The sequence below is a fragment of the Oxalobacteraceae bacterium OTU3CINTB1 genome (genome assembly GCA_024123955.1).
Lineage (GTDB): Bacteria > Pseudomonadota > Gammaproteobacteria > Burkholderiales > Burkholderiaceae_D > Rugamonas.
Genome location: CP099652.1, coordinates 5,372,842 through 5,395,818 on the forward strand (window position 1 = coordinate 5,372,842; position 22,977 = coordinate 5,395,818).

General features: G+C 64.8%; 10 protein-coding genes. 1 reads left to right on the forward strand and 9 read right to left on the reverse strand.

Going from position 1 to position 22,977, the window contains the following annotated elements:
- Nucleotides 1-6 precede the first annotated feature (6 nt).
- From NHH73_23230 to prpB, 5 genes are all read right to left on the reverse strand, one after another.
- On the reverse strand, nucleotides 7-3,279 hold the full coding sequence (locus tag NHH73_23230; GenBank protein ID USX25466.1) for an EAL domain-containing protein: 3,273 nt from the start codon (nucleotides 3,277-3,279) through the stop codon (nucleotides 7-9).
- Between the two features lie 189 nt (nucleotides 3,280-3,468).
- Entirely contained in the window at nucleotides 3,469-4,665 is a 1,197-nt protein-coding gene (gene prpF, locus NHH73_23235) for a 2-methylaconitate cis-trans isomerase PrpF (protein USX25467.1), read from the reverse strand.
- A gap of 2 nt (nucleotides 4,666-4,667) precedes the next feature.
- Nucleotides 4,668-7,265: a Fe/S-dependent 2-methylisocitrate dehydratase AcnD gene (gene acnD, locus NHH73_23240; protein ID USX25468.1), complete on the reverse strand. Its 2,598-nt coding sequence runs from the start codon at nucleotides 7,263-7,265 to the stop codon at nucleotides 4,668-4,670.
- On the reverse strand, nucleotides 7,266-8,411 hold the full coding sequence (prpC, locus tag NHH73_23245; protein ID USX25469.1) for a 2-methylcitrate synthase: 1,146 nt from the start codon (nucleotides 8,409-8,411) through the stop codon (nucleotides 7,266-7,268).
- A gap of 13 nt (nucleotides 8,412-8,424) precedes the next feature.
- Complete coding sequence (gene prpB / locus NHH73_23250) at nucleotides 8,425-9,336, reverse strand: methylisocitrate lyase (GenBank protein USX25470.1); 912 nt, start codon at nucleotides 9,334-9,336, stop codon at nucleotides 8,425-8,427.
- Between the two features lie 163 nt (nucleotides 9,337-9,499).
- On the opposite strand from prpB, the gene prpR reads away from it, so the two are divergent.
- Nucleotides 9,500-11,155 (forward strand): propionate catabolism operon regulatory protein PrpR, encoded by a 1,656-nt coding sequence (gene prpR, locus NHH73_23255; GenBank protein ID USX25471.1) that lies wholly within the window; start codon nucleotides 9,500-9,502, stop codon nucleotides 11,153-11,155.
- Between the two features lie 271 nt (nucleotides 11,156-11,426).
- On the opposite strand, the gene NHH73_23260 is transcribed toward prpR, so the two are convergent.
- The 4 genes from NHH73_23260 to NHH73_23275 all read right to left on the reverse strand — a co-directional run bounded on the left by NHH73_23260 (nucleotide 11,427) and on the right by NHH73_23275 (nucleotide 22,924).
- Nucleotides 11,427-13,871 (reverse strand): ABC transporter permease, encoded by a 2,445-nt coding sequence (locus tag NHH73_23260; protein USX25472.1) that lies wholly within the window; start codon nucleotides 13,869-13,871, stop codon nucleotides 11,427-11,429.
- 142 nt (nucleotides 13,872-14,013) lie between these two features.
- Nucleotides 14,014-17,322: a PDZ domain-containing protein gene (locus NHH73_23265; protein ID USX25473.1), complete on the reverse strand. Its 3,309-nt coding sequence runs from the start codon at nucleotides 17,320-17,322 to the stop codon at nucleotides 14,014-14,016.
- A 10-nt stretch (nucleotides 17,323-17,332) separates the two neighbouring features.
- Complete coding sequence (locus NHH73_23270) at nucleotides 17,333-20,665, reverse strand: S41 family peptidase (protein USX25474.1); 3,333 nt, start codon at nucleotides 20,663-20,665, stop codon at nucleotides 17,333-17,335.
- Nucleotides 20,666-20,809: 144 nt separating this feature from the next.
- Nucleotides 20,810-22,924, reverse strand: a complete 2,115-nt coding sequence (locus tag NHH73_23275) for a M4 family metallopeptidase (protein ID USX25475.1) — start codon at nucleotides 22,922-22,924, stop codon at nucleotides 20,810-20,812.
- Nucleotides 22,925-22,977: the final 53 nt, after the last annotated feature.

The window sequence follows — 22,977 nt, forward strand, 5'->3', positions numbered from 1 at the left end:
CTCCGTCTAAACGGCCACGATCGGAGGCCGCGGCAGCAGCAGCTGCGCGGTCGCATGCGGCACCGGCGGCGAAAACAGATAGCCCTGCGCGAACTGGCACCCGTTGCGCTGCAGGAGCGCGTACTGGCCCTCCGTCTCCACCCCCTCCGCCACCACCGACAGCTGCAGGCTGTCCGACAGCGCGATGATCGCCGCCACGATGGCGCGGTCCTCGGCGCTATCCTCCAGATCCTTGATGAAGGCGCGGTCGATCTTGATCTTCTTGACCGGGAAGCGCTTCAGGTAGGCCAGGCTGGAATAACCGGTGCCGAAATCGTCGATCGACAGGCGAATGCCCATCGCGTTGATCTGCCCCAGGACGTCCAGCGTATGCTCGCCGTGCTGCATCAGCGCCGTCTCGGTGATCTCGAATTCCAGCAGCGCCGGATCGATGCCGGTTTCGTCGAGGATGCGCCGTATCGATTCGACCAGCCCCCGGTGCATGAACTGGCGCGGCGACAGGTTCACCGCCAGCGGCACCGGGACCAGGCCTTCACGCTGCCATGTCATGCTCTGCACGCACGCCTGGCGGATCACCCATTCGCCGACCGGCACGATCAAGCCGTTTTCCTCGATCAGCGGAATGAAACTGTCCGGCATCACCAGTTCCTCGTTGTCGCGGCGCCAGCGCAGCAGCACCTCCATCGCATGCAGGCGGCGCGTGCCGATATCCATGATCGGCTGGAAGTGCAGGGTGAATTCGTCCAGCGCCAGCGCGCTGCGCAGGCTCGACTCCAGCTCGAAGTGGCGCGCCGCCGACTGGTTCATCGCCTCCTTGAAATACTGGTAATTATTCCTGCCGCTCGCCTTGGCGTGATACATGGCCGCGTCGGCGTGGCGCATCAGGGTCGCCACGTCGGCGCCGTCGTCCGGGTACACACAGATGCCGATGGACGGCGTGATGTGCAGGTTGCGCCCTTCCAGCGGAAAGCCTTCGGACAGCGCCAGGATGATCTTCTCGGCCACCTGGCTGGCCTCGTCGGCGCTGGAGATGCCCGGCACCAGCACCACGAACTCGTCGCCGCCCAAACGGGCCACGGTATCGCTGGCGCGCACCGCGCGGCACAAGCGGCTCGCCACTTCCTTCAGCAGCTGGTCGCCGGTCATGTGGCCCAGCGAATCGTTGATGGTCTTGAAGCGGTCAAGGTCGATGAACATCACCGCCAGCTGGCGCTGCGAACGCCGCGCCGCCAGCATGGCGCGGTCCAGCCGGTCCGACAGCAAGGCGCGGTTCGGCAAGCCGGTCAGGCTGTCGTGGTAGGCCATGTGATGCACGCGCGCCTCGGCCTGGCGGCGCTCGACGATCTCGCCTTGCAGCAGCGCGTTGGCGCCCGCCAGTTCGGCCGTGCGTTCGAGCACGCGCACTTCCAGCTCGTCGCGCGCGCGGCTGACCGCTTCGGCCGCCTCGCGCCGCGCGGTGATGTCGTCCACCAGCCACACCGAGCGCCCGTAGGGCTGCGCCAGGTCGAACGGCCGGCCCGATAGGCGCGCCCAGAACCGGCTGCCGTCCTTGCGCACCAGTTGATACTCGGCGACGTTGACGCGGCCGGTGCGGAAATCCTGCGCCGTCGCCGCGCGCGCCTCCCGCCACGCGGCCTTGTCGGCATAAAAAGCCTGCACGCTGAGGTGGTTCATCTCGCCGGGCGCGTAGCCGAACAATTCCTCCATCTTGGTATTGCAGCGCAGGTTGAGCCCCTGCTCCACAACCGAGATGCCCAATACCGCGCTGTCGAGGATGGCCTGGTTTTCCAGCAGCGCGTTGCGCAGCGCCTCCTCGGCGCGTTTTTGCTCGGTGCGGTCCTCGATCACCCAAATCGTGCCCTGGCCCGGATCGGCCGGATTGACCACGTAGCCGATCAGTTGCGCCCACAGGCGCGTATCGTCGGCGCGGCGCATTTCTATCTCGGTCTGGAAAGGCTTTGCCACCGACAGATAGGGCGCGGCCTCTGCGCCCAGCCGCTCGTAGGCTTCCTGCGACGGATACAGCGCGCGGCCCGGGACACCCAGGCCGGTGTCGCCGGGATAGCCGAACATGTCGCCGAAGCCCCGGTTGTAGCGCGTGATGATGCGGTTTTTGGTGAACAGGATGCTCATCGAGGCGTTGGTCATGATCGCCTCCACTTCCATCTGCGTCTGGCGCGTGGTGGTCACGTCCTCGATGATCCAGATGGCGCCGCCCTCGGTGTTCACCTCATTCATCGCGTTGGCGCGCACGCGGCACCAGATCACGGTGCCGTCCTTGCGTTTGAATTCGAACGCGGAGCTTTCGTAAGGCTTGCCGTTGTCGAGCCGTGCCCGCGCCTCCAGCGCGAAGACCTGATACTTTTCCTGCGACGGGAACATGTCGGACGCCGGCATGCCGACCATGTCCTCGACGGCGTAGCCGAACATCTCCGCCATGCGCCGGTTGCAGTTGCGGACGACCTGGCCTTTACTAAACAGGATGCCGATCGACGCGTTGTCCAGGATCGCCTTCTGCTCGATCAGCGCGCGGCGCAGCTTTTCCTCGTCGATGCGGTGCTCGTTGATGTCTTCGACGATCCACACCGTGCCTTCGCTGGTGTGGATGGTATCGATGGCGCGGCCGAACAGCCGCGCCCAGAATGTGCTGCCATCCTTGCGCCGCAAGACCAGTTCCGTCTTGAACGGCAAGCCTTGCGCCAGCGGCGGCCCGGCCTCGCGTCCCAGCTCGAGGAAATCCTGCTCGCTGGGATAGACGATCACGCTGGGCGCGCCCTCGAGCTCCTCGCGGCTGTAGCCCAGCATCTCGGCGCAGCGGATATTACATTCGGCGATGCGGCCATCCTTGCCGAACAGGATGCCGACGGCGGCGTTCTCCAGGATGGCCTGCTGTTCGAGCAGCGTTTTACGCAACGCGCGCTGCGAGCGCTGTACATCGCTGATATCGTGGAAGACGATGGTGCCGCCATCTGTTTCGGCGCCGGCCGGCAGCGGTTTGGTCCAGGCCTGCACGGCGATGTACTTGCCGCTGGCCGAAGCGAGGCAGCTGTCCCAGGACTGCACCGTCTGCGCGTCGTTCAGGCGCGCGACGCTGGCGGCGCGCAGATGGCGCGCGAACAGACTCGCCACGGTTTGGCCGCAGGGATCGGATTCGAGCAGGGAGATCAACTCCGCGTTTGCGGCCAGCACCAGGCCCTCGGCGCTGTACGCGCACGCGGGTACGCCGATCAGCGCCAGGGCGTCCGCGACGAAATCAGTATGGGATGAAACGCGATTCATGAACACCAGGAGCACCCGAAAAAAATGCCGCCTTGATCGTTACATATTGGCAGCATTGTTGGCAGATGATAAACCACATTGGTATCATTAGCCATCCGCCTGCCGATTTCGCGTTCTTAAAAACGACACTGCGCGGTGTCCCAAGACGCCGCGCAGCCGGGCCGCGCACTGACTCGCATCATGCCAGCGTCACGCGGCGGGGGTCCTCACCCAGCCTTCCATCAGCACGCGCGCGCTGCGGCTCATGACAGCCTTGGTCACCCGCCACTCGCCGTTTTGTTGTGTCGCCTGCGCGCCGACGCGCAAGGTGCCGGATGGGTGGCCGAAGCGCACCGCGTCCAGCGCACCGCCGCCCGCGGCCAGGTTGACCAGCGTGCCGGGAATGGCGGCGGCGGTGCCGATCGCCACGGCGGCCGTGCCCATCATCGCGTGATGCAGCTTGCCCATCGAGAGCGCGCGCACCAGCAGGTCGATATCGCCGGCGTGAATGCGCTTGCCGCTGGAGGCGATGTAGCTCGAAGGCTTCGCCACAAACGCCACCTTCGGCGTGTGCTGGCGCTGCGCCGCCTCGTCCAGGTGCTTGATGAGACCCATGCGTAGCGCGCCATGCGCGCGGATCGACTCGAACATCGCCAGCGCGGCCACGTCGCCATTCACCGCGTCCTGCAGTTCAATGCCGGTGTAGCCGATGGCATCGGCGTCGACGAAAATGGTCGGGATGCCGGCGTTGATCATGGTCGCCTTGAGCGTGCCGATGCCCGGCACCTCAAGGTCGTCGATCAGTTGGCCGGTCGGGAACATCGAGCCGCCGCCGCCCTCCTCGTCCGCCGCCGGGTCCATGAATTCAAGCTGCACTTCGGCCGCCGGGAAAGTGACGCCGTCAAGTTCGAAGTCGCCGGTCTCCTGCACTTCGCCATTCGTCATCGGCACGTGGGCGATGATGGTTTTGCCGATATTGGCCTGCCACACGCGCACCACGGCCATGCCGTTTTGTGGAACGCGCGCCGGGTCCAGCAGGCCGGCGCTGATGGCGAACGCGCCGACGGCGGCCGACAGGTTGCCGCAATTGCCGCTCCAATCGACAAACGCCTTGTCGATGGAGACCTGACCGAACAAATAATCAATATCGTGATCGGGTTTGTCGCTTTTGGAGACGATCACCGTCTTGCTGGTGCTGGACGAGCCGCCGCCCATGCCGTCGATTTGCTTGCCGTAGGGGTCGGGGCTACCGATCACGCGCAGCAGCAGCGCGTCGCGCGCGGCGCCCGGCGTCTGCGCGGCCTCCGGCAAATCGCCCAGCCGGAAGAAAACGCCCTTGCTGGTGCCGCCGCGCATATACACGGCGGGGATCTTGATTTGCGGCGGGTGGATGGTGTAGTTCGTCATGGTCAGGCCGCCTTCACGGATTCGAGGAAATCCTGGGCGAAGCGCTGCAGCACGCCGCCCGCCTCGTAGATCGACACTTCTTCCGCCGTATCGAGACGGCAGATCACCGGCACCTCCACCTGCGCGCCGCTGAGGCGATTGATCACCAGGGTCAGCGTCGAACGCGGGGTGCGCGCGCCGATCACGTCATAGGTCTCGGTGCCGTCCAGCGCCAAGGTCAAACGGTTCACGCCGGGCATGAACTCCAGCGGCAGCACGCCCATGCCGACCAGATTGGTGCGGTGGATGCGCTCGAAGCCCTCGGCCACGATCGCCTCCACGCCGGCCAGCCGCACGCCCTTGGCCGCCCAGTCGCGCGACGAGCCTTGGCCGTAGTCGGCGCCGGCGATCACGATCAGCGGCTGCTTGCGCTCCATATAGGTCTCGATGGCTTCCCACATGCGCGTGACGCGCCCTTCCGGCTCGATGCGCGCCAGCGAACCGGCCATCACCTTGCCGTCCTGCCCGCGCACCATCTCGTTCTTCAGGGTCGGATTGGCGAAGGTCGCGCGCTGCGCGGTCAGGTGGTCGCCACGGTGCGTGGCATAGGAGTTGAAGTCCTCCTCCGGCAGGCCCATTTTGGCCAGGTACTCGCCGGCCGCGCTGTCGAGCATGATGGCGTTCGACGGCGACAGATGATCGGTGGTGATGTTATCGCCCAGCAGCGCCAGCGGACGCATGCCCTTCAGCGGCCGGGCGCCTGCCAGCGCGCCTTCCCAGTATGGCGGACGGCGGATATAGGTGGTCTGCGGACGCCAGTCGTACAACGGGCTCACTTTCAGGCCGTCGTCGGCCTGTTTGGCGAACATCGGGATGTAGACCTTGCGGAACTGCTCCGGCTTGACGCTGGCGGCGACAATGCGGTCGATCTCCTCGTCGGACGGCCAGATATCCTTCAGGGTGACCGGCTGGCCATTGGCGTCGTGGCCCAGCACATCCTTTTCGATGTCGAAGCGGATGGTGCCGGCGATCGCGTACGCCACCACCAGCGGCGGCGACGCCAGGAAGGCCTGCTTCGCATACGGGTGGATGCGGCCATCGAAATTACGGTTGCCCGACAGGACGGCGGTCGCATACAAGTCACGCTCCACCACCTCTTTTTGTATCGCCGGATCGAGCGCGCCGGACATGCCGTTGCACGACGTGCAGGCATAGGCGACCACGCCGAAGCCGAGCTTCTCCAGCTCCGGCATCAGCCCCGCCTCCTCCAGATACAGGGTGACGGTCTTGGAGCCGGGGGCGAGCGAGCTTTTCACCCACGGCTTGCGGGTCAGGCCGCGCGCGTTGGCGTTGCGCGCCAGCAGACCGGCGGCGATCATGTTGCGCGGGTTGTTGGTATTGGTGCAGCTGGTGATGGCGGCGATGATGCAGGCGCCATCCGGCATCAGGCCAGGCTCGTTTTCCACCACGCCGCTGATGCCGCGCGCGGCCAGCTCGGAAGTCGGCACGCGGCTGTGCGGATTGGACGGCCCGGCGATATTGCGCACCACCGACGACAGGTCGAACGTCAATACGCGCTCGTATTCGGCGGTTTTGAGCGCGTCGGCCCACAGGCCGGTTTCTTTCGCGTAAAGCTCCACCAGCTTGACCAGTTCATCATCGCGGCCGGTCAGCTTCAGGTACTTGATGGTTTGCTCGTCGATGTAGAACATGGCGGCGGTGGAGCCGTATTCCGGCGCCATGTTGGAGATGGTCGCGCGGTCGCCCAGGGTCAGGTGGGCCGCGCCCTCGCCGAAGAACTCCAGATACGACGACACGACCTTTTGCTTGCGCAGGAATTCGGTCAGCGCCAGCACCGTGTCGGTGGCGGTGATGCCCTCTTGCGGTTTGCCGGTCAACTCGACGCCGATGATATCCGGCAGCCGCATCCATGATGCGCGGCCCAGCATCACGCTCTCCGCTTCCAGTCCGCCGACGCCGATGGCGATCACGCCCAGCGCGTCGACCATCGGCGTGTGCGAGTCGGTGCCGACCAGCGTATCCGGGAAGGCCACGCCATCCACGGTCTGGATCACCGGCGACATGCGCTCCAGATTAATCTGATGCAGGATGCCGTTCCCCGGCGGGATCACGTCGACATTCTTGAACGCCTTCTTGGTCCAGTTGATGAAATCGAAGCGGTCCTCATTGCGGCGGTCCTCGATTACGCGGTTCTTGTCGAAGGCGTCGGGATCGAAGCCGCCGCATTCGACCGCCAGCGAATGGTCGACCACCAGTTGCGTCGGTACCACGGGGTTGACCAGCGCCGGATCGCCGCCCTGCAAGGCAATGGCGTCGCGCAGGCCGGCCAGGTCAACCAGCGCCGTCTGGCCCAGGATGTCGTGGCACACCACGCGCGCCGGGAACCATGGGAAATCCAGGTCGCGGCGGCGTTCGATGAATTGGCTAAGCGAAGCGTTCAAGGTCGCCGGGTCGCAGCGGCGCACCAGGTTCTCCGCCAGTACGCGCGAGGTGTACGGCAGTTTGGCCCAGGCGCCGGGCTGGATCGCGTCGACGGCGGCACGCGCGTCGAAGTAGTCCAGCTGGGTGCCCGGCAAGGGTTTGCGGAATAAGGTATTCATTTATTTCCTGTCCTTGATCGGCACGAATTGCAGGTCCTCCGGGCCGACGTAGTTCGCGCTCGGACGAATGATCTTGTTGTCGATGCGCTGCTCGATGATGTGCGCGGCCCAGCCGGAGGTGCGCGAAATGACGAACAACGGCGTGAACATCGCCGTCGGCACGCCCATCATGTGGTACGACACGGCCGAGAACCAGTCCAGGTTGGGGAACATCTTCTTGGCGTCCCACATCACCGTCTCCAGGCGTTCGGCGATGTCGAACATCTTCATCGAGCCACCCTCGCGAGACAGCTTGCGTGCCACCTCCTTGATGACGACGTTGCGCGGATCGGAGATCGTGTACACCGGGTGGCCGAAACCGATCACCACTTCCTTGTTGGCGACGCGGTTGCGGATGTCCGCTTCCGCCTCGTCCGGATTTTCGTAGCGCTTCTGGATCTCGAACGCGAATTCGTTGGCGCCGCCGTGTTTCGGACCGCGCAGCGCGCCGATCGCGCCGGTGATGGCCGAGTGGATGTCGGACCCCGTGCCGGCGATCACGCGGCCTGCGAAGGTGGACGCGTTGAATTCGTGTTCCGCATACAGGATCAGCGACGTGTGCATCGCCTGCACCCAGCTCTCGGACGGCTTGAAACCGTGCAGCAGGTGCAGGAAATGGCCGCCGATCGAGTCGTCGTCGGTTTCGACGTCGATGCGCTTGCCATTGTGGCTGAAGTGATACCAGTACAGCAGCATTGAACCGAAGGACGCCATCAGGCGGTCGGCGATGTCGCGCGCGCCCGGCACGTTGTGATCGTCCTTCTCGGGCAGCACGCAGCCCAGCACCGAGACGCCGGTGCGCATCACGTCCATCGGGTGCGCCGACGCCGGCAGCGCCTCAAGCGCCGACTTGAGCGCCTGCGGCAGGCCGCGCAGGGAGCGCAGCTTGGCCTTGTAGCCGCGCAGCTCCGCCTCGTTGGGCAGTTTGCCGTGCACCAGCAGATAGGCGATTTCCTCGAACTCGCAGGAGTTGGCCACGTCCAGGATGTCGTAACCACGGTAATGCAGGTCGTTGCCGGTTTTGCCGACGGAGCACAGCCCCGTGTTACCGGCGGTGACGCCCGACAGTGCGACGGATTTTTTTGGTTTGAAGGTGGTCTCGGTCATGTCTGGTCTCCTGTTATTTTTTGTGTACAGCGTTTTGAGCGGAATTTTGTGCCGCAAACAAGGCGTCGAGCTTTTGTTCGAAGCTGTGATAGTTGATGCGTTCATACAGCTCGGCGCGGGTCTGCATCGACTCGAGCACGTTCTGCTGCGTGCCGTCGCGGCGGATCGCGCCGTAGACGTTTTCGGCGGCCTTGTTCATGGCGCGGAAAGCGGACAGCGGATACAGCACCAGGCCGACATCGGCGCCGCGCAGTTCATCGACGGTGAACAGCGGCGTCGAACCGAATTCGGTGATATTGGCCAGCACCGGCACTTTGACGGCGGCCGCGAACTGTTTATACATATCGAGGCTGATCATCGCCTCCGGGAAGATCATGTCGGCGCCCGCCTCCACGCAGGCGACGGCGCGTTCGATGGCCGCATCCAGTCCCTCGACGGCCAGCGCGTCGGTGCGCGCCATGATGACGAAGTTCTCGTCGGTGCGCGCGTCGACTGCGGCGCTGATGCGGTCGACCATCTCCTGCTTCGAGACGATCTCCTTGCCCGGACGGTGGCCGCAGCGCTTGGCGCCGACCTGGTCTTCGATATGCATGGCGGCGGCGCCGAACTTGATCATCGATTTGACGGTACGCGCCACATTGAACGCGGAGGCGCCGAACCCCGTGTCCACGTCGACCAGCAGCGGCAAATCGCAAACGTCGGTGATGCGGCGCACGTCGGTCAGCACGTCGTCGAGATTCGAGATGCCCAGGTCCGGCAGCCCGAGCGAACCCGCCGACACGCCGCCGCCCGACAAATAAATCGCCTTGAAGCCGGCGCGCTTGGCCAGCAAGGCGTGGTTGGCGTTGATCGCGCCGACCACCTGCAACGGGGATTCTTCCTGAACAGCTTTGCGGAAGGCGGCGCCTGCGGAATATTGACTCATGTCCTGACCTTTCAGTATTGCATTGAAGTTGCAATGGTATTGCAAGGTGCATGCCACCCGCTCACGCTATAGAAATCAAACACTTAGCTTTTACAAACGTTTCACTATTGTTTCATTTTGAAACATCGAAACGCACATGCAACGAGTACGCTACAATTGAACCATGCGCCATTCCATGCCCCTGCCGTTCGATCCCGACGATAAACCGGTCATATGGACCGTTTCCGTGTCGCGCCTCTACGACCTGTTCCGCGACATCACGCTCGAATATGACAATCTCGCCACGATAGAACCGATCAACCTCGGTTTCGACGAGGCGGCGCGCCACATCCGCGAGCGCATGGCTACCGAGCGTTGCGACGCCGTCATCGCCGCCGGCTCAAACGCCGCGTATCTGAAAGGTCGCCTGTCGGTGCCGGTGGTGATCGCAAAATTCAGCGGCTTCGACGTGATGCAGGCGCTGGCCCGCGCGCGACGGGTATCGGACAGAATCGGGGTCATCACGTATCAGGAGCGTTTGCCGGAACTGGCGGAATTCGCCGGCACCTTCGGCTTCGATGTTGCGCAACGCACCTACGCCACCGAGGAAGACGCGCGGGCGCAGATCAACGACCTGAAAGCGGCAGGCATCAAGGCCATCGTCGGCGCGGGCCTGATCACCGACCTGGCCGAGGAAGCGGGACTGACCGGGGTGTTCGTCTACTCGGCCGCCTCGATCCGCCACGCCTTCGACGATGCGCTGGAAATGGCGCGCCTGACGCAGCTGGAATCGAACCGCGCACGCACGCGCGGCGCGGTGGTGACCGATACTCTGCGCGCCAGGCATGGGCTCAACGATCTGCGCGGCGAATCGGCTGCGATGGAGACGCTGCGGCAGTCGGTCGTGCTGTACGCGAAATCGCCGGCCACGGTACTGATACAAGGGGAAACCGGCACCGGCAAGGAGCTGGTGGCGCAAGCGATCCATCGCGAGAGTCCGCGCAGCCTGGGACAAAACCGGCCATTCGTCGCCGTCAACTGCGGCGCGATCGCCGAATCGCTGCTGGAATCCGAACTTTTCGGCCACGAGGAAGGCGCGTTCACCGGCGCCCGGCGCGGAGGCCATGCCGGCTTGTTTGAAGCGGCCAATCGCGGCACGCTCTTCCTCGACGAAATCGGCGAGATGCCGCTGGCGCTGCAAACCCGCCTGCTGCGGGTTCTGGAGGAACGGGAAGTGGTGCGCGTGGGCGGCACGCGGCCGATTCCGGTCAACGTACGCATCGTCAGCGCCACCCACTGCGACCTGGAACAGCGCGTGCGCGAAGGCCGCTTCCGCGCCGACCTGTTTTATCGGCTGGCGGTGCTGCGGCTTTCGCTGCCGCCGTTGCGCGCCCGCCCGGACGATGTCATGACGCTGGCCGAGTGGTCGCTGAAAAACGCGCTGGCGTCGCTGGGCGCCCGCCCGCACCCGAACCTGCATGCGGAGATGAACGCCTGCGCAGCGCTGCTGCGCCGCTACAACTGGCCGGGGAACGTGCGCGAGCTGCGCAACCTGACGGAGCGTTTGGCGCTGTATCTTGCGGCCGAGCCGTTGCAGGCATTAACGCCAGCCTTTGTTCTTAGCGTAGCGCCGGAATTGGGCGTCGAGACGGTAACTGCGGCGACGATGACAGATCCAGCCGGGCCCACGTCCCCAGCCGGCACACAGCATATCGAAACGGCAACCGAAGCACTGGCCCGGTTTGGCGGACGCCGCGATGCAGCCGCCGCCTACCTGGGAATCAGCCGCACCACCCTGTGGCGGCGGCTGAAGGAAGAGACTGATTCCACAGGACAATGACAGAAGTCATAAACAATTCGAATATCGAATATCGGAATTTAAAATTATATTTATATCTGGAGAGCGGCTAGACTGTAGTTATTGCAAAAACGCCGTACAAAGGAGTTTATATGATTACCTACATCGCCACCCCACAGACCATGACCTCGCCGGCAGCTAAAGGCCGTGACTGGAAAGCGCTGATCCGCCGCGCATTTGAATTGGCAGGCGCCCCGTACGCCAACAGCCCGTACCAGCCACTGTAAGCCATCGCCGGGTAGAGGCGGCGCGCTCACATGCGCAATGCCCGCACCGGCACCATGCGCATCGCGATCCAGGTATGGCGCGCGATCGCGATCAGCGCAATCGCCCACGTCAGCGAAAGCGCCAGCACCAACGTCCAGTACCCGATCGGCGCGTGTTCGGCATAACCGGCCAGATAGCGGTTGATCGCCACCGCCGCGATGGGCAGCGCCAGCACGGCCGCCGCCAGCAGCAATGCCCCGACCTCCCGCAGCACCAGCATGCCGATGTCGGTTCGGCGCGCGCCGTGCAGCCTTCGCAGCACAATCTCGCGCGCCCGCCGCTGCACGGTGTTCGCCGACAAGACGTAGGTCCCGAATGCCGCGATCACCAACGCGATGCCCGTGGCGACCGCCAGCAACCGCGCCAGGCGCGCATCCTCTTCATAATTGACGGCCAGGATGTCGGCCGCGCGATAGGTGCGCGGAATCGCATCGGGAAAATAGCTCGGCCAGAGCTCACGCGCCGCGCGTTCGATATCGGCCGGCTTACCGGACGCGCGCAAACTCAGCACCGTTCCGGTGGTCCCGAGGTCATACGCGACAGCGTTCGGCTTGTCCCGCAGTGAACGGAAACGCAGCTCCGGCGCAATGCCGACAATACGCTTCGTCGTCACGACGTTGTCGAAACCGGTGAATATCACCGACTGCCCCACCGCCTCCTCCGCGCTGGCGAAGCCAAGTTCGCGCGCTGCGACGGCGTTCAGCACCACCGGCACGCTGTCGTTCTCGGCGTCGATGCCTTCCTTGAACAGCCGCCCCGCCCTTGGCGCGATGCCGTGCACCTCGAAGAAATTCGCGCTGACCGATTTCATCTCCATCGTCGCCGCCTGTCCGCCGGGTCGCTTGAGCGCCCGCGTCCATATGTAGTCGAGCCGCCCCACCGGGTCTTCGGAGATCACCACTGCGGCCACGCCGGGCTGCGCTTTCAACGCCGAGTAAAAGCGCCGTGCCTTCTCGCTTTCCTTGACGCGCTCCGGCATATCCACGATCACCATCGGCGCGGGATCGAAACCGGGAGACGCGTGCATCGCGAAGTCGGTTTGCCATGCCACGGCGATGGTGACGCTGGCGAAGCCCATGGCGACCGCGACCTGCAACACGGTCAGCGCGCGGCGCCATTGCATGCTGCCGACCGACTCCGTATCCGGCCGCCCCTCTAGCGCCTGGCGCGGTGGCACCCGCAGCGCGATCCAGACCGGATACGCGGCGGTGGCCAATCCCAACAGCGCCCCGATGCCGAATGCGGCGGCGACGTTTTGCAGCGAGAACAAGCCTTCCAGCTGGCGGTTGACCAGGTGGGAAAATGCCGGCAACGCCAGCCACGCCAACAGCAAGGCAAGTACGGTCGCCACCATCGTCACCAGCAGCGATTCGAGTACGAACTGCAGCGCGATGCGCCGCGCGCCGGCGCCCAACACCTTGCGCATCGCGACCTCGCGCTGCCGGCGCAGTACGCGCACCATCGCCAGGTTGACATAGTTGATCCCGGCCAGCAGCAGGATCAGTACCGCGATCGCTGCCAGGCCGGCGGTGACAACGGGGCTGGCCCGGTCGCCGGGCAGCGCGATAAAGCTGTTCTTTATCGTGTGGTCGAAGTAAGCGTCGCGCAGCGGCGACATCGACAATTCAATCGCCTTGCGCTTGCCGAGCCGTTCGCGCACCTCCGGCGGCCATTGATTCACGCTGGGCGTGACATCCACCACTTGCTGCAAGCGGCTGACGATTTCGGGGACCGAGGCGCCCGGCTTCACACGCAGCAGCATCTTGGTCATCCAGCCGCCTTCGCCGGTCAGCATTTCGTGCCGAATGGCTTTTTCCACCACGCCCGCGTGAACGCCGAACAGGACCTCGAACGGAATCGTGGTATTGGCCGGCGGCGCCGGCACGACGGCGCCTACCTGCATGGTCGCGCCTTCGGACAGCATGGTCCGCCCCAACGCGTTGCGCGTGCCGAACATGCGCAGCGCCGCCGTTTCGGTGACGACAAACAGGTCGGGCCGCTCCAGCGCCTGCGCCAGATCACCCTGCACCGCCCGCAGGCCGAGCATCGACGGGAAACCGGGCAGCACGATCAGGCCTCGCACCGTCATCAGGTTGCGGTCGACGCGCACCGTCAGCGGCGTGATCTCCGGGCGTGCCGGAATATAGCTGGTGGCGTCGACGACGCCGGGGATCTTGAGCGCGGTCTCACGCAGGAACATCGGCGCCAGATCGAACAGCGGCGACGATTGTTCGACATTGAAGTGGTGTTTAACGACGTAGATTTGATCCGCGTCGGGCAGGTGCGTGTCGTACTCCATCGAATAGCGTACGTAACCAAGCAGCAGCAGGCAGGCGGCCAAGCCCATGCCGAGACCCAGCACGGAGGCCAGGCTGTATGCAGGCTCCTGGATCAGGGTGCGCCAACCGATGCGCAAGTCGCGTAGCTTCATTGGGTAAGTCCGTGGATGGAAGATAAAGGAGCATTGCAACTACCATGCCACGGCTTTTTACACCCTGTTTTCACCCTGCCGCGCGCGGAATCGACGATATTTGTTCGGAAGTGGACGTTGGCGCTGTTCACTTCCGAACACTTTACTTCGACTTCACCGGGAAGGCCGGACGCGGAGGACGCACCGGCGGATTCTTCGCCAGTTCCGCCTTGATGACCTCAATCGCCTTTTCCAGCTGCGGATCACGTCCGGCGATGACGTCCGCCGGCGTTTGATCGACCTCGATGTCCGGCGCCACGCCCTCGTTTTCCACGCCCCAGCCGCCCTCGCGCGTCCAGAAGGCCAGGTTCGGCGCGGTGATCGTGCCGCCATCGAGCAGCACCGGGAAGCCAAGCACGCCCACCAATCCGCCCCAGGTTCGCTTGCCGATCAACGGCCCCATTTGGTTTTTGCGGAACATCCACGGCAGCAGGTCCCCGCCCGAGCCGGCCGTCTCGTCGATCAGCATCGCGCGCGGTCCCTGGATCGAGGCCGATGGCGTTTTCATGTCCGCGCCGTAGCGCATGGTCCACCAAGCGATTTCCTTCTTCTGCAAAATTTCCAGATAGTAGTCGGCCACGCTGCCACCGCCATTGAAGCGTTCATCGATGATGACGGCATCCTTGTCGGCCTGCGGGAAGAAGTAGCGCTTGAAATAGGTATGCCCCAAACCTGCGGTGTTCGGCACGTACACATAGGCTACCTTGCCGCCGGTGGCCGCGTTGACCTTGCGGATATTCCCCTCGATCCAGTCGCGGTTGCGCAGCGCGTCCTCGGTCGGCACCGGCACCACGGTGATGGTGCGCGACTTGCTGCCGTCCGCGTTCGGGCCGACGGTGATGTCGATCGCCTTGTTGGCGGTGTTTTCGAAGGCGCTATACAGATTGGTCGGCGCCACCAGTTGGCGGCCATCGACCGCCAGCAAATACTCGCCGGCCTTGACGTTCAGCCCCGGCTCCGTCAGCGGCGCGCGCAGCGCCGGATTCCAGTTCAAGCCGCCGTACACTTTCTTGAAGCGGTAACGGCCATCGCTGATCTCGTAGTCCGCGCCCAGCAGGCCGCCCGGCACCGCTTTGCTGTCGGTGAAGAAGTCGCCGCCGCCGCCGCGATGATGGCCGACACCCAGCTCGCTGCACAGCCACTGGATCAGGCGATTCAGATCGGCGCGCGATGACAGCTCCGGCAGGAACTGCGCATACTTCTCGCGCATCTTGTTCCAGTTCGCGCCGTGCATGCCGGGATCGTAGAAGAAGTCGCGATTGATGCGCCACGCCTCATTGAAAATCTGCGTCCACTCGGCGCGCGGTTCGGCGCGCACTTCGATCGCCTCGACCTTGATCTTGCCTTCGCCCGGCGTCAATGTCTTGGCGCTGGCGCTGCCCATGGCCCACGCCTCCTTGAGGCGGTAGACGATCTTTTTGCCATCGGAAGACACCTCGAATTCATCAGCCTCCGCCAGCAGCGTTTCGGCCTTGCGGTCCTTCAGGTCGAAGCGCTGGATCGCTTTCTTGCCGTCGTTCTCGCGCAGGAAGAATATCTGCCCGTCCTGCCCCGCTTCCAGGTCCGACAGCGATGCCGCCGGTATCGGCAAATCGACGATGCGCGTTTCGATGCCCTCGAAATCGATAGCCATCGGCGCGACCGGCGCCACCGTGACCTTCGGATCGTCGCGCCCCGTCTTCGGATCGATCTTCGGCGTCTCCGGCTTGGCCGGTTCCTTCTTCTCCGACACCGGTGGCGTGGCCGGGGCTGCTTTTTCCTCGTCGCTCTCCTTGATCAGCGGCGACGGCAGGTCGCGCCGCAGCACCGCCATCCAGACCGTGCGCGTGACGCGGTTGTCCTCGTTCTGCTGGGAGAACCAGTTATTGCTAGGTCCCGCGTTGGTGGAGGCGAAGAAGTACAGATACTTGCCGCTCTTGTCGAAGACCGGATTGACCACATCCGACAGGCCGTCCGTCACCGGCCATGATTTTTTCTGCTCCAGCGAATAAATGTAGGCGCTGCGCGTGTAGGTCATCGAATTGAGCGCGTAGGCGATCCAGCGCGAATCCGGCGCCCATGCCGCGCGCAAGGTCTTGTTCACGCCATACAGCGGTTCGGACGCGATCTTGCTGATCGTGCCTGAGGCGACATCCATCACGTACAAGGTCCAGGAGTTGTCGGTGTAGGCGATCTTCTTGCTGTCCGGCGACCAGACGGGGTTGTCGTAGAAGCCGGAACCGGTCAGCTTGAACTTGCGCGGTTCGCCCTTACCGTCCTGCGCGCGGATATGCAGCGCATACTCTCCCGATTCATCCGAGAAGTAGGCGACCGAGCGGCCATCCGGCGACCATGCGGGCGAGCGCTCGTTGGCGGCCGTGGTCTGCGTCAGGTTGCGCACATCGCCTTTGTCGGCGGGGATGGTGACGATCTCGCCACGGAATTCATACGCCACCCGCGCACCCGACGGCGACACCGAGAAATTGCGGATGTACTTGGCGCCGCTGAGCCAGCGCGGACGCGACATCCCCAGGTCGCTGCTAACGCCGATGGTCAGCTTGCGCGCCTGGCCGCTGCCCAGGTCCAGCGCGTGCAGATAGCCGGCCTGCTCGTAGACGATGCCGTTGCCCGACGCGGAAGCGTTCAGCACCGGGAAGTCGGTATGCTTCGTCAGCGCGCGCACGGCCTTGGACTTCACATCGTAGGCATACAGATTGAATTCGCCGTCGCGGTCGGAGCGGAAGTAGACGGTGTCGCCGATCCATATCGGATCGACGTCGTTCGAATGCGTGGCCGGCTGCGGTATCTTGACCACCGATTTGTCGCCCCGGTTGAACAGCCACAGAATCGAGTTGGTGCCGCCCCGGTAGTGCTTCCACTGCAGGAAGGCTGGCGAGAACGGGTTGTAGACGATGCTCTTGCCATCGGGCGACCAGGCGGCGCGCGCGGCGTTCGGCACTTCCAGCTGCGTCTCCACGCCGCCGGTCACCGGCACGGTGAACAGTTTGCGATAGCGGTTGTTGAACGCCGCGCGCGGCGAAGTAAACATCACCGACTTTCCGTCGGGCGCAAAGCCCTGCACCACGTCGGCGCCAGGATGATACGTCAACCGCTTCGGCACCCCGCCCTCGATCGGCAGCAGATAGACGTCGGTGTTGCCGTCGACTTGCGCGCTGTAGGCGATCAGTTTGCCGTCCGGCGAGAATTGCGGATTCGATTTCTCGCCCGGGTCGGACGTCAGGCGACGCGGTGCGCCACCGTCCGGATTCGCCAGCCACACATCGCCCGCATAGATGAAGGCCAGGTGGGTGGCCGATAACGCCGGCTCGGTCAGCATGCGGGTATCGCTGGTGCTGGGCAGTGCCTGCGCGGATTGGGCCATGGTGATGGCCGCACCGGCGACGGCGACGGATACGAGGCGCTTCAAGTGCATCAAGGTCTCCTTATTTCAACGCGGGGATCACCTGCGGTTGATATGGTTTGATCGGATTGTCCTTCAACTTTTTGTCCAGCAGTTCCAACGCCACTTCCAGCTGCCGGTCCTGTCCCATGAAGGTCGCATGCGGCAGGTTGTCCACTTCCACATCCGGCGTCACGCCCACGCCTTCGATCAGCCAATGGCCGTCGACGGTGTTGAACTGGCCGTTCTCGGCGACGCGCGCCATGCCGTTGTCGCTCAGGCGGTTGTTATCGCTCAGCCAGACGCCGGCGCCGGCGGTGCGCTTGCCGACCAGCGGCGCCAGCCCCAGGGCCTTGACGCCGGCCGCAAAGGTTTCGCCGTCCGAATAGGTCAGTTCATCGACCAGCACCACCAGATGCCCGCGGAAGGTGTTCTGCATGTTCGGCGCCGGCTGCGCGCCCGGGGACGACCAGAAGGCCCAAGCCTTGCGCAGCAGTTTTTCGATGATCCAGCTATCGATGTTGCCGCCGTTATTGCGGCGCACGTCGATGATCAGGCCTTCGCGGTTGACGTTGGCGTAGAAGTCGCGCGCGAACGAGGCGATGTCGCGCGGTCCCATGGCGCGCAGGTGCAGGTAACCGATGCGTCCCTTCGACGCCGTCTCCACCTGGCGCGCGCGGCTCTGCTCCCAGTCGCTGTAGCGCAGGCCGGCCTGCTTGAACATATTCACCGGCATCACGATCACGGGACCGGCGCCGCCGGCCTTGCGCTTGATCTGCAGCAGCACCTGCCGGTCGGCCTGGTTCAGCAGCAGGTCGGCGATGTCGCGCGACTCCAGCACCGGCTTGCCGTTGACGGCGGTGATGATGTCGCCCTCCTTCACGTTGACGTCCGCCTGCGCCAGCGGTCCGCGCTCGGACGGCAGCTCCGGCTCGCTGCGGTAGATGTGATCGACGCGGTAGCCTTCGGCGGTGCGCGTGAGCAGCGCGCCCAGCCCCGCCGGCACGCCCTCCGGAGCGGAGCGGCGAATGTCGCCGGGCGCGATCTGCGAGTGCAGCGCGCCGACCTCGCTGATCATCATGCCCAGGATGTCGTTGAGCTCCGCGCGGTCGGTCACGCGTTCGACCAGCGGCGTGTATTTATCGCGCACGGCGGTCCAGTCCACGCCGCGCATCTTGGCGTCGTACAGGAAGTCGCGGTGCATGCGCCAGGCGTCGTTGAACATCTGCTTCCACTCCAGGCGCGGATTGGAGGTGAAGCTCCAGTCGTCGACCTTGACCCTGGACTTGGAGATGTCGCCCGGCGCCTTGGCGGCCGCGTCGACGATGATCATGTCGCCCGGCCCGCCGCTGAAGGTGCGGTAATAAATGTGCTTCTTGTCGGCGGCCAGGTCGAATTCGCGCACGCCGGCGGCGAAGGTTTCCGGCTGCGGACCGTTGGAGGCGATCGCCAACGTTTTCAGATTCGCCTTGCCATCGCCGGACTCCACATCCAGGAAGTACAGTCGCTTGTCGTCCATGTTCAGGCCACGGTAGTTACCGGGCGCCAGCGGCACTTCGTACAGGCGGTCCTGCAGGCCGGCGAAGACGATCTCCGGCAGCGACTTGTCCGATTTCTTGACCGGCGGCGCAGTTTTGGTGACGGCTTTTTCGACCGCTTTAGCGACTGCTTTCTCAGCCGCCTTCTCCGCCGCCTGTTCGACCGCCTTGTCGGCCGTGCCCTCGGCCACCTTCTCGCCCGGCTTGCCCAGTTCATCGTCCGGCTTGAACGGGAAGCGGTTGCCCGGCTGGAGCGCCAGCGCATAGACGCCGGTGCGCTTGTCGAACACCGGTCCCATATTGCGGTCGCCCCACGGCGAACCGTTCGCCAGCTGGAAGTTGCGGGCAGAGAGGAAGTACAGCCATTTTCCGTCCGGCGAAAACACCGGCGCGCGCGAGGTGTAACGGTCGCTGGTAACGAAGGCCAGCTGCTTCGACGCCAGGTTGTACAAGCCGATTTGCTCGCGCTGCTCGGTGGTTGCGGAGCGCACCAGCGCTAGATTCTTGCTGTCGCCCGACCACAGGATTTCGTCGTGCTTGTCGACGCCGGCCTTGCCCGCGTCGTCGATGACGATATTCGATTTGGTGGCCAGGTCCAGCAGCCAGAAACGGCCCTTCTTGTCCGTGTGCCCCAGCCAGCGGCCGTCCGGCGATGGATACAGCTGCCAGCGGTGGCTGATGCCGTCGCGGGTCAGCTGCTGGCCGGGGCCGGAGCCGTCGGCGGCGAACTTCCAGATTTCGTTTTCGCCCGTGGTGTCGACGATCGCGTAGACCCACTTGTCGTCTGGGCTGAAGACCGCCTCGCGCGCCCGCGCGCCTTCCGGCACCGCGATCTCGACGCGGCGCTGGGCGCCGGTGCCGGCCAGGCTGACGCGCCCGCGCGCCGTCAACACCAGCCGCTCGGACTTGGCGGACAGCTGCACATTCGTCAACTGATCCAGCGGCGAGCGAATTTGACGCGCGCGTTGCTGGTCGAAGTCCGAGACCAGGCCGATCGACAGCTGGCGGTCGGCCGACGCGGCCAGGTCGAACACGCGTAGGTCCGCGCCCAGTTGGTAGACGACGCGGCCGTCGCCCATCGCCGCATTGCGCACATCCCAGTCGTTATGTTTGGTGAGCTGGCGCGGATCGCTGCCATCGGGCGCCATCGACCACAGGTTGTCGGAGCCGCCACGGTCGCTGATGAAGTAAATCCGGCCCTGCCACCACATCGGACGCTTGTTGTTGCCGGCATCGTCGGCCAGCAGCGGCCTGGCTTCCGCCCCGGCGCCCGCGTTCAAGTCGTAGCGCCACAGCTGCGCGTGGGCGCCGCCGCGATAATTTTTAACGTTGTCGTTGGTCAGGGCCAGGCCGTAGCGCGTGAAGTACAGGGTCTTGCCGGCGTCGTCGAGCACCGCATCGTTGGCGTCGGCGACGGCGAACACGCGGCGCTGCAAGGTCGATGGCTGCACGGCGGCGACGATGCGGTGCGCCGACGGCCCCTTCGAATCCTGAGTGCTGACCAGCACCTCGCCCTGCGCCGTCCAGCCCAGCACCGTGACGGCGCCGTTCTCGAACGTCAACCGCTTCGGCAGGCCGCCGGCGACCGGCATGACATAGGCTTCCTGCGCGCCCTCGTAGGAAGCGGAGAACGCGATCCATTTGCCGTCGTACGAAATGGCGGCGTTGGTTTCGGCGGCAGGGTGCGTGGTCAGGCGCTGCGCCTGCCCGCCCTGGGCGCCGGTGCGCCACAAGTCGCCTTCGGCGGTGAAGACGACGGCGTCGCCACGGATGGCGGGGAAACGGTAGTAGGATTCGGCGGCGGAAGCCGCCTGGCCGGCCAACAGGCCGGCGGACATCAGGATCAAGGCAACGGGGCGTAGGCGGAAGCGAAGGCGGAGCGGTGACATGGACAGGCTTTGCGAGTTGTCGATAGGAACGACGATTCTGTCATACCTTGACCGCTTGACGCAAAGAAAAACTGCCCCGCAGCCGCGCCACTGTTACTCCGTTTTCAAGCTGACATTGTCCAACATGAACCAGCTTGACTGATCGCCATCCGAGCTGGACGCGAACCGCAGCCGCACCGTCTTGCCGCGAAACGCGCTCAAGTCGAAGCTGTGGGTGACAAAGCCGGGCGCCGCGTCCAGGTTGCTGAACGCCTTGACCAGCGCGAGCGGTTGGTTGAACAGGCCGCGCACCTCGACCCGGAAGTGATCCTGCGCCACGGCCGCATTGCCGGTGGTGCTCACGCTCAGCGCGAACGACAGCTTGGCGGTGGCGGTGTTAGCCGGGATTGTCAGCGCCTGGTAGATCGCCGCGCCGGCGCCGGTTTCATAGTTGCCGAACCACGCCATGTACTTGCCCGCTTGGGCCGGGTACTGGATCCAGGTGCTGATCTTGTTCAGATGGCCAGCCCAGTCCAGTTCGCCATCCTCGAAGCCGCCGTTGGCGATGCGTTCGTACAAGGTGCCAGGCGGGTTGATGCTCAGCACGGCCGTCTGGCTGGCGGCCGTGGTCGGCAGGTTGGCGCTGTCGGTCACGCGCACGGTGATCCTGGCGCCGGCGTCGGCCGCCGTCGCGATGAAGCTGTAGGCCGGACCCGTGACGTTGCGCACCCGCGCGCCGTTCTTGTACCAGGCGTAGAAATACGGCGCCGTGCCGGCCTCCGCGTAGGCCGTGAAAACCGCCGGCCGACCGATGGTAACGCCGGTGCTGGCGGGCTGGGTCAGCAAGGCCACCGGCGATTTGTAACCAGGCTCGTCGATGTCGTAGCCGACGTTGATGGCGGCGTAGGCGCGCTGCACGGCGATCGCCTCGGCGCTATCGTCGCCGTACAGCTGGCGCGCCACGTCGATCATGTGCTGGCGCGCCGCCGCATAGTTGGTGCCGGCGGCAAACTTGGTGGTGTTGGCGGTGAACCAGATGCGGTAGGCCTTGTCGTTGCCGATGCCGGTCATGGCCCTGGGCGTGCGCTTGAGGTAGCCGCTGTAGCCCTCCGCGCCGGCCTTGGCGTCCGAACCCTGCGACAGGAAGTAGAACATGCGGTTGTTGGCGCCGCTGCTGTAGTGCGGATCGAGCTTGCCGATGTCGGCACTCCAGGCATCGCGGCTCTTGCCGTCCCTGGACGGCTTGCGCAGATAGCGCAGCGCCTGGCCGGGAAACCATGCCTCCTTGGCCATCATCCAGTCGTTGCCCGCCGGGACCGTCTTGCCGACGCCGCCATTGTGCGCGTAGGCCTCGGCCATCTCGCCGTTGATGTCCGCGCCCGATTCGTTCAGGCCGCCCGCCTCGCCGTACATCGGCAGCTTGGAGGTGCGCGCCGTGACGCCGTGGCCCATCTCGTGGCCGAGCACATCGACCACGCCCAGATTTTTATAGTCGACGCCGTTGCTGTCGCCCACCCGGATGCAGCGGCAGTCCTCGCCGTAGTAAGCGTTGGTGTGGGCCTGTCCATAGTGCACGGTGGCGTAGGTGGCGGTATTGTTACCATCCAGGCTATGCCAGCCCATGACGTTTTTCATCATGTCGTACGTGCTTGCCAGCCCGAACATGGCGTTGACGGCGGCGGTCTGGCCGTTGACGCCGGTGGTGCTGGCGCCGGCGATGTATTGCAAGCCGTCGCCCCACTGGTTGTCGGCGTCGGTGTAGAGCGTGCCGGTGGGGATGTAGTCGTTATTGGCGTTGGTGACCGCCAACCCGCCGAACTTGCCGCCGGCGCCGCGGCTGGTGTCTTTCATCTGGTACAGCGCGCCACTCTTGGTCGTGTTGAGCTTGACGACGCCGTTGTACTGGCTGTGGCCGGTGCCGGCGACGTCGGTGCGGGCGTTGTGGCGGTCGATCAGGTGGCCGTCCTCGGCGCTGACGATGTGATCCCAGAACTGCAAGTCGTTGCGGATCAGCATGCGCGTCCTGACCACATAGGCAAGGCGGTAGTCGGTCACCACGTCGTCCACGTCGAGCGCGTTCAGTTGCGCCAGCGGCTTGCCCTCGCCGGTGCGGGCGCGGGTTCTTGCCATCAACGGATAGACGACCAGCTCGGCGGTGGTCTCCTCCAGCGGCCGCGCGCCGCGCTCGATACCGGCGAGCACCAGGTTAATCGCTTCCTGCGCGCTCACCGGCGGACGCTCCGGTAGCGCATTGGCGCCCTCTTCCGTCGCCGTCGCCAGCG

Excerpts from the sequence above, each read along its gene's own strand:
- NHH73_23230 (USX25466.1), bottom strand. The coding sequence starts at position 3,279 with ATGAATCGCGTTTCATCCCATACTGATTTCGTCGCGGACGCCCTGGCG.
- prpF (USX25467.1), bottom strand. The coding sequence starts at position 4,665 with ATGACGAACTACACCATCCACCCGCCGCAAATCAAGATCCCCGCCGTG.
- acnD (USX25468.1), bottom strand. The coding sequence starts at position 7,265 with ATGAATACCTTATTCCGCAAACCCTTGCCGGGCACCCAGCTGGACTAC.
- prpC (USX25469.1), bottom strand. The coding sequence starts at position 8,411 with ATGACCGAGACCACCTTCAAACCAAAAAAATCCGTCGCACTGTCGGGC.
- prpB (USX25470.1), bottom strand. The coding sequence starts at position 9,336 with ATGAGTCAATATTCCGCAGGCGCCGCCTTCCGCAAAGCTGTTCAGGAA.
- prpR (USX25471.1), top strand. The coding sequence starts at position 9,500 with ATGCGCCATTCCATGCCCCTGCCGTTCGATCCCGACGATAAACCGGTC.
- NHH73_23260 (USX25472.1), bottom strand. The coding sequence starts at position 13,871 with ATGAAGCTACGCGACTTGCGCATCGGTTGGCGCACCCTGATCCAGGAG.
- NHH73_23265 (USX25473.1), bottom strand. The coding sequence starts at position 17,322 with ATGCACTTGAAGCGCCTCGTATCCGTCGCCGTCGCCGGTGCGGCCATC.
- NHH73_23270 (USX25474.1), bottom strand. The coding sequence starts at position 20,665 with ATGTCCGCCGGCCTGTTGGCCGGCCAGGCGGCTTCCGCCGCCGAATCC.